The organism is Aeromicrobium sp. A1-2 (assembly GCF_003443875.1).
Taxonomy (GTDB): Bacteria; Actinomycetota; Actinomycetes; order Propionibacteriales; family Nocardioidaceae; genus Aeromicrobium.
The window spans coordinates 2,984,668-2,997,988 of record NZ_CP027482.1; the positions used below are offsets into that span (position 1 = coordinate 2,984,668).

The 13,321-nt window shown below is 67.1% G+C and carries 16 protein-coding genes; 11 read left to right on the plus strand and 5 right to left on the minus strand.

Annotation, left to right across the window (positions count from 1 at the left end):
- Positions 1-31: 31 nt before the first annotated feature.
- Together C6I20_RS14670 and C6I20_RS14675 are read left to right on the plus strand one after the other, a co-directional pair.
- Positions 32-334, plus strand: a complete 303-nt coding sequence (locus tag C6I20_RS14670) for a type II toxin-antitoxin system VapB family antitoxin (protein WP_118397254.1) — start codon at positions 32-34, stop codon at positions 332-334.
- A 17-nt stretch (positions 335-351) separates the two neighbouring features.
- Positions 352-843 carry a LytR C-terminal domain-containing protein gene (locus C6I20_RS14675; RefSeq protein WP_162891354.1) on the plus strand — a complete coding sequence of 164 codons (492 nt, stop codon included), beginning with the start codon at positions 352-354 and terminating at the stop codon, positions 841-843.
- Between the two features lie 18 nt (positions 844-861).
- On the opposite strand, the gene C6I20_RS14680 is transcribed toward C6I20_RS14675, so the two are convergent.
- Positions 862-2,352, minus strand: coding sequence for a potassium/proton antiporter (locus tag C6I20_RS14680; RefSeq protein ID WP_118397260.1), 1,491 nt, complete (start codon positions 2,350-2,352; stop codon positions 862-864).
- A gap of 119 nt (positions 2,353-2,471) precedes the next feature.
- Between C6I20_RS14680 and C6I20_RS14685 the strand changes: the two genes are divergently transcribed.
- The 3 genes from C6I20_RS14685 to C6I20_RS14695 are packed head-to-tail and all read left to right on the plus strand — an operon-like array spanning position 2,472 to position 5,627.
- Complete coding sequence (locus C6I20_RS14685) at positions 2,472-3,287, plus strand: S9 family peptidase (protein ID WP_216822903.1); 816 nt, start codon at positions 2,472-2,474, stop codon at positions 3,285-3,287.
- Positions 3,284-3,997, plus strand: coding sequence for a 1-acyl-sn-glycerol-3-phosphate acyltransferase (locus C6I20_RS14690; RefSeq protein ID WP_118397269.1), 714 nt, complete (start codon positions 3,284-3,286; stop codon positions 3,995-3,997). The genes C6I20_RS14685 and C6I20_RS14690 overlap by 4 nt, the downstream gene beginning before the upstream one ends.
- Positions 3,998-4,007: 10 nt before the next feature.
- Positions 4,008-5,627, plus strand: a complete 1,620-nt coding sequence (locus C6I20_RS14695; RefSeq protein ID WP_118397272.1) for an AMP-binding protein — start codon at positions 4,008-4,010, stop codon at positions 5,625-5,627.
- A gap of 162 nt (positions 5,628-5,789) precedes the next feature.
- Here C6I20_RS14695 and C6I20_RS14700 read toward each other — a convergent pair whose 3' ends face one another.
- The 3 genes from C6I20_RS14700 to C6I20_RS14710 all read right to left on the minus strand — a co-directional run bounded on the left by C6I20_RS14700 (position 5,790) and on the right by C6I20_RS14710 (position 7,659).
- Entirely contained in the window at positions 5,790-5,963 is a 174-nt protein-coding gene (locus C6I20_RS14700) for a CsbD family protein (protein ID WP_118397275.1), read from the minus strand.
- A 71-nt stretch (positions 5,964-6,034) separates the two neighbouring features.
- Positions 6,035-6,466 carry a hypothetical protein gene (locus C6I20_RS14705; protein ID WP_118397278.1) on the minus strand — a complete coding sequence of 144 codons (432 nt, stop codon included), beginning with the start codon at positions 6,464-6,466 and terminating at the stop codon, positions 6,035-6,037.
- A gap of 44 nt (positions 6,467-6,510) precedes the next feature.
- Positions 6,511-7,659 (minus strand): MalY/PatB family protein, encoded by a 1,149-nt coding sequence (locus tag C6I20_RS14710; protein ID WP_118397281.1) that lies wholly within the window; start codon positions 7,657-7,659, stop codon positions 6,511-6,513.
- A 110-nt stretch (positions 7,660-7,769) separates the two neighbouring features.
- Between C6I20_RS14710 and C6I20_RS14715 the strand changes: the two genes are divergently transcribed.
- From C6I20_RS14715 to C6I20_RS14725, 3 genes are read left to right on the plus strand one after another with little or no spacing between them, the layout of a single operon-like run.
- The gene (locus tag C6I20_RS14715) at positions 7,770-8,858 is read left to right on the plus strand and encodes a ferredoxin reductase (protein WP_118397285.1); all 1,089 of its coding nucleotides are present in this window, start codon (positions 7,770-7,772) and stop codon (positions 8,856-8,858) included.
- Between the two features lie 13 nt (positions 8,859-8,871).
- A complete protein-coding gene (locus tag C6I20_RS14720) occupies positions 8,872-10,059 on the plus strand; it encodes a fatty acid desaturase (RefSeq protein WP_118397288.1) in 1,188 nt (395 codons plus the stop codon).
- On the plus strand, positions 10,056-10,475 hold the full coding sequence (locus tag C6I20_RS14725; RefSeq protein WP_162891355.1) for a hypothetical protein: 420 nt from the start codon (positions 10,056-10,058) through the stop codon (positions 10,473-10,475). The genes C6I20_RS14720 and C6I20_RS14725 overlap by 4 nt, the downstream gene beginning before the upstream one ends.
- 58 nt (positions 10,476-10,533) lie before the next feature.
- Here C6I20_RS14725 and C6I20_RS14730 read toward each other — a convergent pair whose 3' ends face one another.
- Positions 10,534-11,463, minus strand: a complete 930-nt coding sequence (locus C6I20_RS14730; protein WP_118397294.1) for a family 16 glycosylhydrolase — start codon at positions 11,461-11,463, stop codon at positions 10,534-10,536.
- 493 nt (positions 11,464-11,956) lie between these two features.
- On the opposite strand from C6I20_RS14730, the gene C6I20_RS14735 reads away from it, so the two are divergent.
- The 3 genes from C6I20_RS14735 to C6I20_RS17450 are packed head-to-tail and all read left to right on the plus strand — an operon-like array spanning position 11,957 to position 13,220.
- Complete coding sequence (locus C6I20_RS14735) at positions 11,957-12,274, plus strand: helix-turn-helix domain-containing protein (RefSeq protein ID WP_118394108.1); 318 nt, start codon at positions 11,957-11,959, stop codon at positions 12,272-12,274.
- Positions 12,275-12,291: 17 nt separating this feature from the next.
- Positions 12,292-13,023 (plus strand): IS3 family transposase, encoded by a 732-nt coding sequence (locus C6I20_RS14740; protein ID WP_216822904.1) that lies wholly within the window; start codon positions 12,292-12,294, stop codon positions 13,021-13,023.
- Positions 12,951-13,220 carry an integrase core domain-containing protein gene (locus tag C6I20_RS17450; RefSeq protein ID WP_216823105.1) on the plus strand — a complete coding sequence of 90 codons (270 nt, stop codon included), beginning with the start codon at positions 12,951-12,953 and terminating at the stop codon, positions 13,218-13,220. The genes C6I20_RS14740 and C6I20_RS17450 overlap by 73 nt, the downstream gene beginning before the upstream one ends.
- Positions 13,221-13,321: the final 101 nt, after the last annotated feature.

Genomic DNA, 13,321 nt, shown 5'->3' on the forward strand with positions numbered 1-13,321 from the left:
AGGTCGGCCCGCCTCTGTCTACACTGACCGGGTGATATTCAGGAGGGTGAGCGAGGGTCGCCCCTATCCGGACCACGGGCTGACACAGAGCACGTGGGCCGAGATCTCCCCGTCCCAGGTACGGCTCGACGACCTCACGACGACCAAGACCAAGCTCGATCTGGAATTCCTGCTGGACGACGACTCGACCTACTTCGGTGACCTGTTCGCCCACGTCGTGAGCTGGCAGGGCGAGCTGTTCCTCGAGGACGGCCTGCATCGCGCGCTCCGCGCCGCACTTCAGCAGCGCAACATGCTGCATGCCCGCGTCCACTCGATCGGGCGGTCCACGTGAGCAGCATGGTTCGAGGGATGACGCTGCTCGCCGCGGCGGTCGTCCTGGTCTTCGGTACGGTCACGGGCTTCCAGCTCCTGACCTCCCGGGCCGACACCGTCGATCCGGTGCCGACCTGTACCAACACGACCGTCAAGGACGGCGAGGTGCTCAACAGCAATCTCGTCACGATCAACGTCTTCAACGCGTCGACCCGATCGGGTCTGGCCAACCGGGCGACGATCGACCTGCAGGCCAACGGCTTCCTCGGCGGCGAGATCGGCAACAGCGACAGTGCGACGAAACCCAGTCGGGTCGCGATCTTGACCGACGATCCCAAGGATCCCCGCGTCCGCCTCGTCGCCAAGCAGTTCAAGGACAAGGTGAAGTATGCCGAGCCTGACATCGCGGTCGAGGACGGCGTCGTCGTGATCGTCGGCAACAAGTACAGCGGGCTTGATTCCAAGGCATCGACCAAGGTCACCAGCGACCGCACGATCCAGGCCTGCGTCCCGGTCGTCCTGCCGTAGGCACCACCCCATTCGGGGTCAGTCGTCTTTGTTGGCCCAACCAGCCAGGCGCCCGTGTCGACCCACGGCACGTAGTCGCGCCTCGGCCTGCTCACGTACCGAGCGGTCGGTGACGATCAGCAGGTCGTCGCCGATCGCGAGCCGCTGGGTGCGGTGCGGGACGAACGTCGTGCCGTCACGGACCACCAGGGACACCGAGGCACCGACCGGCAGGCGGAGCTCACCGACCTCGACCCCGGCCAGCTTCGACCCGCCGGGCACGTGGATCTGCAGCAGGTCCGCCGAGACCCGCTCGAGCGGCGCGGCCTCGACCTCGACGTCACGGGCTTCATCACTCAGGACGCCGCACATCGCGGCCAGTCGAGGAAGCGGCGCGGCCTGCAGGAGCGTGTAGATCACGACGGCCACGAAAACAACATTGAACAGGTCGCGGGAGCCCGGCACGTCGGCGGCCAGCGGGATCGTGGCCAGCACGATCGGCACGGCGCCACGCAGTCCGGCCCAGCCGACGAACACCTGCTCGGGCACGTCCCGCTTGAACCAGACCGCGCAGGCCGCGACGGACAAGGGTCGGGCGACGAACGTCAGGATCGCGCCGGCGGCGAGACCGTGCCCCACGTGCCACCAGTGCAGCTCGTCGGGACTGGCCAGCAGTCCGAGCATGACGAACAGCCCGATCTGTGCGAGCCAGCCGATGCCCTCGACGAATGAGCGCGTGGCGACTCGGTGCGGGAGCTCGGTGTTGCCCAGGACGAGTGCGGCGACGTAGACCGCCGCAAATCCGCTGGCGTGCAACGCGGATGCCGCTCCGTACGCCAGCACGGCGATCGCGAACACGACCAACGGATACAGACCCGATGCTGGGAGCGCCACCCGGCGCAGCCCGGTGGCACCGATCCAACCGATGGCTATCCCGATCGCGAAGCCCGCGGCGAGCTCGAAGACGATGAGTCCGATCAGTCCCCACAGGCCGTGGTCCATCGCGCTGCCGGCGCTGATCGCCACGACCAGCACGACGATCGGAGCATCGTTGAGGCCCGACTCGGCCTCGAGAGTGCCGGTCACCGAGTGGCGCAGCGGCACCGTGCGCAACACCGAGAACACCGCCGCAGCATCGGTCGGGGTGAGCACCGCAGCCAGCAGCACGGCCAGCTCCCAGTCAAGTCCGAGCAGGAAGTGCGCGCCGGTCGACACGACACCGATGCTGATGACCGATCCTAGGGTTGCCAGCAGCAGTCCGTAGCCGAGATTGGGGCGTACGTGCTCCCACTTCGTGGACAGACCACCCTCGGCCAGGATCAGGACGAGACCACCGAAACCGAGCGCGTGGGCCAGGTTGGCATCTGCGAACTCGATCCCGAGTCCCGAGCTGCCCAGCACCAGGCCGAGGAAGAGGTAGACCAGCAGCGAAGGCAGTCCGACAGTCAGCGAGACACGGACCGCGAGCACGGCGAGGACCAGGACGGCAGAGCCGATCAGAAGGTACCGGTCGAGCTCATCGGCATTCACGCAGTCTCCTCTCCGATGGACTCGACGGACCCTGATTCTATCGGTCCCGGGACGGCCGTCGTGACGCTCCGATCTGGTTTGAGGTGGCGCACCCCGCGACGGGGCTGTTGGCTGGGTCGGTGGACCGACGGAGCATGATCGCGTTGATGGCGGCCGCGAGCCTCGCGGCCTGCACTTCGCGCACCCCGGAAAACAGGAGCGATGCCTTGCAGGTGATCAGATATGGCGACGACTCGCAGCAGTTCGGCGAGCTGACGCGGCCGAGCGGCACGTCCAAGGGTGTCGTCGTGGTGATCCACGGCGGCTTCTGGCGTGCGCAGTACGACTTGTCGCTGGGTCGGCCGCTCGTGACGTCGCTGGTCGAGCAGGGCTGGACCGCCTACAACCTGGAGTACCGCCGGGTCGGTGACGGCGGTGGCTGGCCGCAGACCTTCGACGATGTCGCCGACGGCATCGACGCACTGGCGACCGTCGACGACCTCGACACCTCGAAGGTCATCACGCTGGGGCACTCGGCGGGTGGCCACCTCGGCGTCTGGGCCGCCGGTCGAACGCGATTGACCGGGACACCATGGGCCGTGCCAAAGGTGCCCGTCACGGCTGCGATCGCGCAGGCCGGGGTCATCGATCTGGCGGCCGCCGTGCGGGACAATCTCGGCAATGGCGCGACGCAGGCCTTCATGGGATCCACCGGTGGCGAGCGCTACGTCGCGGCAGACCCCAGCCGACAGATCCCGCTCGACGTACCGGTTCGCTGCGTCCACGGCAGCGCGGACGACACCGTCCCGCCCAGCCAGTCGATCGGTTACGTTGAGCGGGCGAAGGCGGCCGGTTCGGACGCCGAGCTGATCGAGGTGGCTGGTGATCACTTCGTCGTGATCGATCCGTCGTCGCAAGCTTGGGCGCGGACCCTCGAGACCTTGGAGACCCTGTGATCTACGCCGGACTCGTCAACCTCGTCCGTCTCGCCAGCTGGATCGGCGGTCACCAGATCGTCCGGCTCGGTCCCCGCCGGCTCCCTGCGACGGGCGGTGCCGTCCTGGCGATCAACCACACGAGCTACGTCGACTTCGCCTACATGGGCGTCGAGGGCCGCACTCGCGACAAGCGCCTCGTCCGGTTCATGGGCAAGGTCGAGCTCCGCAAGAACCCGATCCTGCGCTGGCTCATGTGGGGGTGCAAGGTCATTCCGGTCGACCGCTCGGCCGGCCACAACTCGTACGTCGCTGCAGTCAACGAGCTGCGGAAGGGCGAGATCGTCGGCATCTACCCCGAAGCAACGATCAGCATGAGCTACGAGATCAAAGCCATGAAGTCCGGCGCCGCCCGCATGGCCCTCGAGGCAGACGTGCCGATCATCCCGAGCATCGTGTGGGGCTCGCAGCGGATCGCACCCAAGGGGCGATCCAAGAGTCTGGGCCGCACCGGGACTCCGGTGATGATCGCGATCGGCGAGCCGATCCGCGCGCTCGGCACCGCCGATGAGCTCACTGCCACACTGCAGACCGCGATGATCGCGCTCCTTCACGAGGTGCAGGAGGCCTACGGTGAGCATCCCTCGGGCGCGGCCTGGGTGCCGGCCCGTCTCGGCGGATCGGCACCGACCCCCACCGAAGCCCTGGCACTGGAAACCAGATCGAGCTGAGGAGAACCCCATGACTGCCACACCCAGCCGCACTGCCGGACCCACCGATGCGAGCCTGCTCGAGGAGACGATCGGGGCGAACCTGGTCGCGACGGCCGCCGCGCACGGCGGACGCGAGGCGCTGGTCGACGTGCCGAGCGGACGTCGGTGGACGTACGACGAGCTGCTCGCGGACGTCGACGCCGTGGCGCTGGGCCTGCTCGCGCTGGGGATCACGCAGGGCGACCGGGTCGGCATATGGGCACCGAACTGCCCCGAGTGGACCCTCGTCCAGTACGCCACGGCGCGGATCGGCGCGGTCCTGGTCAACATCAACCCGGCCTACCGGACGCATGAGCTCTCGTTCGTGGTCGGTCAGTCCGGGATGCGGGCGATCGTCGCCGTCCCCGAGTTCAAGGGCTCCAGTTTCGCCGAGATGATCGACGCCTCGCGCGGCGAGAATCCCGCGCTGACCGATGTCGTGCTGATCGGCGGCGACTCGTGGGATGCGCTGGTCGACTCCGGGCGCGCACAGGACCGGTCGATGCTCGACGAGATCGGTGCTGGCCTGCAGTCGGGCGACGCGATCAACATCCAGTACACGTCCGGCACGACCGGATTCCCCAAGGGTGCCACGCTCTCGCACCGCAACATCCTCAACAACGGTTGGTTCGTCGGCGAGCTGCTCGACTACACCGAGGTCGACCGGATCTGCATCCCCGTGCCGTTCTACCACTGCTTCGGCATGGTCATGGGCAACCTCGCGGCGACCTCGCACGGTGCCTGCATGGTCATCCCGGCGCCGGCCTTCGACCCGGCCGCGACGCTGCAGGCCGTGGCGGACGAGCGGTGCAGCTCGCTGTACGGCGTACCGACGATGTTCATCGCGATGCTGTCCGAGCCCGGGCTCGACGCCCTGGACCTGTCGGCCCTCCGCACCGGGATCATGGCCGGATCGCCGTGCCCGGTCGAGACCATGAAACAGGTCATCGAGCGGCTCGGGATGACCGAGGTGTCGATCTGCTACGGCATGACCGAGACCTCCCCGGTGTCGATGCAGACCCGCACCGACGACTCGATCGAGCGTCGGGTGTCGACGGTCGGCCGGGTCGGTCCGCACCTCGAGGTCACGATCGTCGATCCCGTCACGGGTGACGTGCTCCCCCGCAACCAGGCCGGGGAGCTGTGCACCCGCGGCTACTCGGTGATGCTGGGCTACTGGGACCAGCCCGACAAGACCGCCGAGGCGATCGATGCCGACGGCTGGATGCACACCGGCGACCTCGGCGTGATGGACGACGACGGCTACGTCAACATCACAGGCCGCATCAAGGACATGGTCATCCGCGGCGGTGAGAACATTTATCCCCGTGAGATCGAGGAGTTTCTGCTGACCCACCCGGACGTTCTCGATGCCCAGGTCATCGGCGTGCCGGACTACAAGTACGGCGAGGAGCTCATGGCGTGGATCCGGATGAAGCCGGAGACCGTTGCGCTCGACTCGGGCACCCTGCGGGAATTCTGTCGCGGCAAGCTCGCGCACTACAAGATCCCGCGCTACGTCCACCTGGTTGACGAGTTCCCCATGACGATCACCGGCAAGGTGCGCAAGGTCGAGATGCGGGAAGCCGCCCACGATCTCCTGATCTGACACCCCTGAAGCGGTGGCTCAGTCGTCTATCGACCCCCGAGCGGTGGGCAGTTCGGCTTTCTGGCGTCGGAAGGCCGACTCATCCACCGCTCTCCTCGGCGGCTCAGGGTCCGGGCGCAGAAATGCCCCGGTGCGTAACCGGGGCATCTGCTGGGCGGGAGATCAGTGCTTGAAGGCGTCCTTGATGTTCTCGCCGGCATCCTTGAGATCGGACTTGGCCTGGTCGCCCTTACCCTGACGCTCCAGCTCGTCATCGTTCGTGGCGCCTCCGACGGCCTCCTTGGCCTTGCCCTTGGCGTCTTCGGCAGCGTTGCTCAGCTTGTCATCGAGTCCCATGGTGGTTCCTTTCGTCGGGTTCTTTGGCGGCGTACTACCGAGGTGTACCCGGTTCGCCGAGCCGTAACCACTCAATCGGGGGTTGCTTCGTGGTGGCGACGCCCGTGGGTGCGGCGGTCCTCCTTCATCTCGGCCTCGAACAGGTGCGTACGCCCCTCGGCCAGGGCCTCCCGGGCCTTGCGCTCGTGCTTCTGGAACGTCGCGTAGTAGCCCGCGTCGTACTCTTCGACGATCTGGAAAGTCCAGCGACCCTCGATGACGTTGCGACCGACCAGATCCGCCCAGATCTGCTCGGCCAGATCGTCGTGCCCGGCCTCGCGCAGCAGGTCGACCGCCTCGCCGAGGGCGAGATCAGCCTCGCCGGTGCGGCGGTGGAACGTGTAGAGCAGGCCCCGAGCCTCCTCGACGACCTCGAGCGCCTCACTCAGCTTGCCGAGCGCCTCGACGGTCTTGTCGTCGACGCCATCGGGCCGGGTGTGCTGCGCATGCGGTCGATCTCCCATGCTGCCACGGTAGGACGGCTCCCGCGGACCGGCACCTCGAGCGGTCAGGCGATGACGCGACCCATCCGCTCGAGCGCCTCGGTCAGGATCGCGGGCGTCGTCGCATAGTTGAGGCGCACGTGCCCGACGCCACCGGTCCCGAACGGGAGGCCCGAGTTGACCGCGACCCGGCCACGGTCGAGGAACGCCTGGGCAGGATCATCACCGAGCCCCAGCGAACGGCAGTCGATCCAGGCCAGGAACGTCCCGGGTGCCCCGGCCCAGCTCGCACCGGGCAGGTGCGTCGCTAGCAGATCGGCCAGCATCGTGCGATTGTCGGCGAGATCGGCATGAAGCCCGTCGAGCCACGGCCGTCCCTCGCCGAACGCCGTCGTGTGCGCGATCGCGCCGAAGTGGCTCGGGCCGTGGGACACGACCTCTGGCAGCCTGGCGAGATCGCCCGCCGCGTCCGGCCCGGCCACCAGCAGTGCGGCCTTGAGGCCGGCGAGGTTCCACGCCTTCGAGGCCGACACGACGCTGAACGCGTCGGAAGCACCAGGAACGCTGAGGTACGGCACGAATCCCGTCGGCACCAGGGGCGCATGGATCTCGTCGACCACGACCCGCACGCGATACGTCCCGACGAGCTGCGCGACCCCCGCCAGCTCCTCGGCTGTGTGCACCACGGCAGTCGGGTTGTGCGGGTTGCACAGCACGTATGTCACGGGACGCCCATCGCGGCCGGCGTGGATGAACGCGGCCTCGATCGCGTCGAGGTCGAGACGACCATCGGTGCCGAGCGGCGCCTCGACGACCTCGCGCCGGGCATGCTCGGTGAACCCGAAGAACGGTGGATAGACCGGCGGGTTCAGCACGACCGGGTCACCGGGCTCGGAGACGAGCCCGATCGCCTCGACGATCCCGGTCATGACGTCCGCGACGAGTGCCGTGGCCTCGACGTCGACGCCGGTCCAGCCCCAGCGGTCGACCGCGAACTCTGCGTACGCCTCGGCATATCCACTCCCACTCGGATATCCCGTGTCGCCGTCGACCATGGCCATCGTGATGGCTCGGATGATCGGGTCGGCCGGAAGGACGTCCATCTCCGCGATCCACAACGGCAGGACGTCGGCATCGACCGCTTGCCACTTGATGCTGGTGCGGCGGCGGAGATCGGCAAGATTCAGGTCGCGAAGCGGGTGCATGTGACTCATGCTTCCATCATCGCCCGGGGCGTGACCCAAGTCCTGTTGCACAACAGCGAGCAAGGTGTCACTCTGAGTTACACATTGAGTGAACACTCGTACACCGAAGAGGAGAGCCCATGACCGCACCGCTCATCGAGCGCTCGGCGGCCCTGCGCCGACTACGGCAGCTCGGCAAGGCGATGACCACGCCGTTGTCCCCCCACGACTACCTTGCGCTGATCAATCCGCTGTGGTCACAGCGTGAGCTCCGCGGCCGGATCGATCAGGTCGTGCCGGAGACCGAACGCGCCGCAACCCTCGTGATCCGCCCGGGCTGGGGGTGGTCCTTCGACCACGCGCCGGGGCAGTACATCGGCATCGGCGTCGAGATGGACGGGCGCTTCCACTGGCGCTCGTACTCCCTGTCGTCCGTCCCGCTGGTCGAGGGCAAGACCGTCAGCATCACCGTCAAGGCGATGCCCGAGGGCTTCCTGTCCGACCACCTCGTCAACGGCCTGGCGCCGGGGACCATCGTGCGACTGGCCGCGCCGCAGGGTGACTTCATCGTCCCCGACCCGCCACCGGCCAAGATGCTGATGCTGGTCGGTGGCAGCGGCATCACGCCGATCATGTCGATCCTGCGCACGCTTGAGCGACGGGGCACGCTCCCTGACGTCGTGCTCGCGTACTCCGCTCTGCACGAGGCCGACATGATGTTCCACGACGAGCTCCGTGAGCTCGCCGAGCGGACCGACTCGCTGCACTTCGTCCCCCGTTTCACCGAGGACGAGGGGATGCTGACTGCCGACCGGCTCGTCGAGGTGTCCCCCGACTGGCAGGAGCGGGAGGCGTGGGCCTGCGGTCCGGGCCCGATGCTCGACGCCTTCAGCGCGCACTACGAGGCCCACGGCCTGCTCGACCACCTCCACGTCGAGCGCTTCACCCTGGCCAAGGCCGACGGAACGGCATCCGGCGGCACCGTGACGTTCGGTGTCGGCGGGCCCTCGGTCGAGGTCGACGGCGCGACGACGTTGCTCGAGGCCGGCGAGAAGGCCGGCGTCAACATGCTTTTCGGCTGCCGCATGGGCATCTGCCACACGTGCGACGCCCCCCTGGCGTCCGGAACGGTCCGCGACCTGCGCAGCGGCGCGGAGCACGGCGAGCCCAATGAATACATCCAGACCTGTGTCTCAGTCGCCGCCGGCGACTGCACCCTGACCCTCTAGCGAAGGAGCCACCATGGCCTACGCCGACGTTCGCGAGTACACCCACCTGACCGACGACGAGGTCGACGCCATCGGCGCCGAGCTCGACCAGATCCGCGCCGAGATCGAGGCCTCGAGGGGTCAGGCGGACCGCGACTACATCCTGCGCATCATCACGCTGCAGCGCCGCCTCGCCGCGGCCGGACGCATCACCCTGTTCGCGAGCTTCTTCCCGCCCGCCTGGCTGTTGGGGACGGCGCTCCTGGGGTCGGCCAAGATCCTGGAGAACATGGAGCTCGGCCACAACGCGATGCACGGCCAGTGGGACTGGATGAACGATCCGGAGATCCACTCCAGCAACTGGGAGTGGGACACGACCCAGCCGGCCGAGCAGTGGAAGCATTCGCACAACTACATCCACCACCAGTTCACCAACGTGCTGGGCCACGACAACGACGTCGGCTACGGCATCCTGCGGATGTCCCGCGACCAGAAGTGGCACCCCGTCAACCTCGGCCAGCCGATCTACAACGCGCTGCTGGCGCTGTTCTTCGAGTACGGCGTCGCGCTGCACGATCTCGACATCGAAGCCATCCGCAAGGGCGAGAAGGACCCCAAGCTGCTGATCAAGCAGCTCCGCCAGATCCGCGGGAAGGTCGGCCGCCAGGCGCTCAAGGACTACGTCATGTATCCCGCGCTGACCGGACCGTTCTTTCTCTCCACGCTCACGGCCAACTTCACCGCCAACATCATCCGCAACGTCTGGACGCACGGGATCATCTTCTGCGGGCACTTCCCCGACGGTGCCGTGCACTTCACCGAGGAGGAGCTCGAGGACGAGACCCGTGCCGAGTGGTACCTGCGGCAGATGCTCGGCTCGGCGAACTTCGAGGGCGGCAAGCTGCTGCACGTCATGAGCGGGCAGCTCGGCTACCAGATCGAGCACCACCTGTTCCCCGATCTGCCGAGCAACCGCTACGCGCAGATCTCGGTCAAGGTCAAGGACATCTGCCAGCGCTACGACATCCCGTACACGACCGGACCGCTGTACCGGCAGTACGGGCAGACGCTGCGCACGATCCTGAAGCTGTCGCTGCCCAACCGGCGGACGACAGACAACCCGGCACCCGAGTCGGCTCGGAAGCGTCGCCGTCTCGAGGACTCCGAGCGTCCCGTACGCCGCTCTGAGCTCGGCAAGTGGTCGGGCGCGGCCTCGGTATGACCACGGTGCTGGACGGCCGGCCGAAGTCCGGGGGGCTGCCCGTGCCATTCGTCTGCGAGGACGATGACGGGGCGCTCGACCACTCGCATGTCGTCAAGCGGCGCGCCATCCTGTGCGCACTGAGTCGCATCTGTGGGATCTGCGGTGATCCGCTGACCCGGCCGATCGCGTTCTTCGGACCGGACAGCGAAGGCGAAGCGGGCCTGTTCACCTTCCCGCCGATGCACGTGTCGTGTGCCCAGGCGGCGCTGGACCTGTTCGTCCCGATCGGGGGCAGCCACCTCGGCCAGGTCGAGCCCCCACTCCGGTGGACCCTGCTCACGACCGGTGGCTTCGACCTGGTCCGACCGACCCGGCGCGGGGGCGTCGTCAGGTTCAGTCCCAACTCGGTCCTCGAGACCCACGCGATCGAGTGACCGCAGGGCGCGGGAGCTGTGGCTCCCGCGCCCCTTGGCGGCTACTTCTGGTCGGGCACTACTTCCAGACGTGCACGTAGTCGATCTGCGTCGTCGCCGGCAGCGGCGTCGAGTCGACCAGGTCGTTGCCCGCGACACCGAGCGCCTGTGTCAGCGCGACGATGAACGGCTGGTCGAACGGAGCAGATCCGGTCAGCGGCGCGAGCGGGCTGATCGCGTGTGTCACGCACACCTGGCCGTCGTAACTGATCGTGATGGCGTTCGCGGTCCACTCCGCGAGGTAGGTGTGGAACGACGAGATGTCGTTGATCAGGCAGTAGTTGTTCGTGACGCTCGGGTCGAGTAGCGAGGTGTTGTAGTGGATGTACGGGATCGCCCGGTCGGGGTACGCGCTGTACCGCTCCGCGATGTCGATCTCACCCGACGCGGGCCACGAGCCGTACTTGGACGCGTCCTCCGGCCACAGCCACAGCGCACTGTGCAGGCCCTGCACCGTGGAGGCCGGGAACTTCGCCCGGATCTCGAAGCGGCCGTAGGCCTGCGCGAACTTGGTGTACGTCGACACCATCCCGCTGGTGTGCTGCGACGTGTAGTCGCCGTACGGGCTCTTGCAGGTGAACGGCGCCGCCTCACGCCTGGTCGTGAGCGACAGCACGCCGCTCGCGACGGAGACGTTGTCGGCGGTGTTGACGAAGCAGTCGCCGCCGCCCTGGAAACCGCTGCCGTCGGTCGTCTGCACGAACCAGTTGTCGGTGTTCAGACTCGTCCCGCTGAACTCGTCGGCGAAGGTGCACTCCCACGCAGTCGTGGCGGTCTTCGGCACGGCTGCGCCACACGACAACGCCGGCGCTGGCGGCGGTGGGGGGGTCGGCTTGCCCCGCTTGCCTCCCCTGGCCGCCTCCGCCGGACTGACGACCGACATGATCAACATCAGCGAAACCACGCCAGCGGCCAAGGCCGCCAGCGGGTGTGTGGATCGACGCTTCATCTGCTACTCCCTCGTGATGTGTGCGCCAGCTGGCCATCTCCCCCGAGACACCCGTACGAACACGTCGATCGACTCCATGCGTCGACGACTCACGAGACGGTCCGCCGAAACCGCACGCGGTGCGGCTCTCCCTTCAGCGGCCCGCCCTTTTCGCGGTTCGATGTGTGCCAGCTCCCTCTGACCAGCGCAACGCTATAGGCCGCAGGACCAGGCCCGAGGCCACATTGAAAATAAAATCATCGGCCAGCCGCAAAGATGGTTCTTCTGGGCCATGCCGTGTCAATCGAGACGATCTGTGCCGATCTGCGTCATGATCGGGAGTGAGCCGCGTCTCACTAGGTGTGGCCGTGGTCGGCGCAGATCTCGGGGCTGACGCCGGCCACTGCCACCCATGACCTGAAGCACGTGACCCGGTCCGTCACAACGCCTGCGCGTGTCGCGCGTCAGACTTCTTGGCAGGACCGTTATGTAGGTCCTGAAGGAGAATCTGATTATGGGAAGACCACCAACCATTCCGGTTGAGACCAAGCAGCGAATCGTGCTGGCCGTCATCGCTGGCGAGATCAGCGTGGCCGAGGCTGCCCGCCGCGAGAAGGTGTCTGAGCAGTCGATCGGACGCTGGAAGGCTGAGTTCCTCGAGGCCGGCAAGACTGCTTTGGCGACCGGCCGAAACGGGCCCACGAGTCGTGAGGAGCAGCTCGAGTCTGAGGTGATTGACCTGACCCAGGCGCTTGGCGAGGCCGCGGTCGAGATACGGGTCTGGAGGAAGTCGGCGGAGGGCCGGTTGGGCCCTTCGAGGACCTCGAGGTGATCAGACAAGAGTCTGGGATGTCGACCGCGAGGTGGTGCAGGACCTTCGACATTCCGGAACGGACCTGGAGCCGTTGGCAGGCCAAAGCCCGAGCGGGCAAACCCGCGAAGGGCCCGTGGCCCCAGCCGGCCCGGGCCGCGGCGGCCGAGTTGATCGACAAGCACGCATTGGCTCACCCGGTCTGGGGGCATCGCAAGATTTGGGCGATGGTCCGCCACGACGGCCACGTCGTCTCCGAGGCGACCGTGCTGCGCCGCCTGCGCGACCGGGGTCTGATCCTGCCCGACCAGTATCAGCGCGAACGCCGCAAGCTCGCCGAGCGTCGCAAGGCCGCGTTCGCCAAGGAGCCGACCGGGCCGAATCAGGTCTGGCAGCTGGACTTCAGCGAGTTCGAGACCACCACCGGTGGGACCTGGCGTCTCGCTGGCTGCCGTGACTACTGGTCCAAATACGAGCACCGGTTCCACGTCTCACCAACAGCGAACCAGTACGACGCGATCGATGCCGTCGAGCTCGCGCTGGCCGACTACGAAACCATGTTCGGCCACCCGATGATCGATGACTGCGAAGTCGATGTCGACACCGGTGAAGTGCTGCCGGTCGTGACAATCGTGACCGACAACGGAGGCCCATTCAGGTCGTTCAGATTTGAGGCCTTCATCGCTGGCCACCCGAGCTGCACCACGTCCGCACCAGGGTCCGCACGCCTGGGCAGAACGGGTCACGCGAACGTGGATTCGGGACGCTGAAATACGAACGGCTGTTCATCGACGAGATCGACGACGCGATCATGCTGGCCAAGCACGCCGAGGACTACCGGATCGAATACAACACGATCAGACCTCACGAAGCGATCGCCTGGAACCGGCCTCAGGAGGTGCATCTCGGCCTCGCCGACCCGACCATCCCGACATTTCAAACCATCAAAACCCTGCCAACTACTTGACGCGGGACACGCGAACCACACCTCATGCCCCACAATCTGAGTGGGAGGCTGAACCGCGGGAGAGCGATGCAGTCAAGGGTGAACGGCGACGAGGCGGCCGG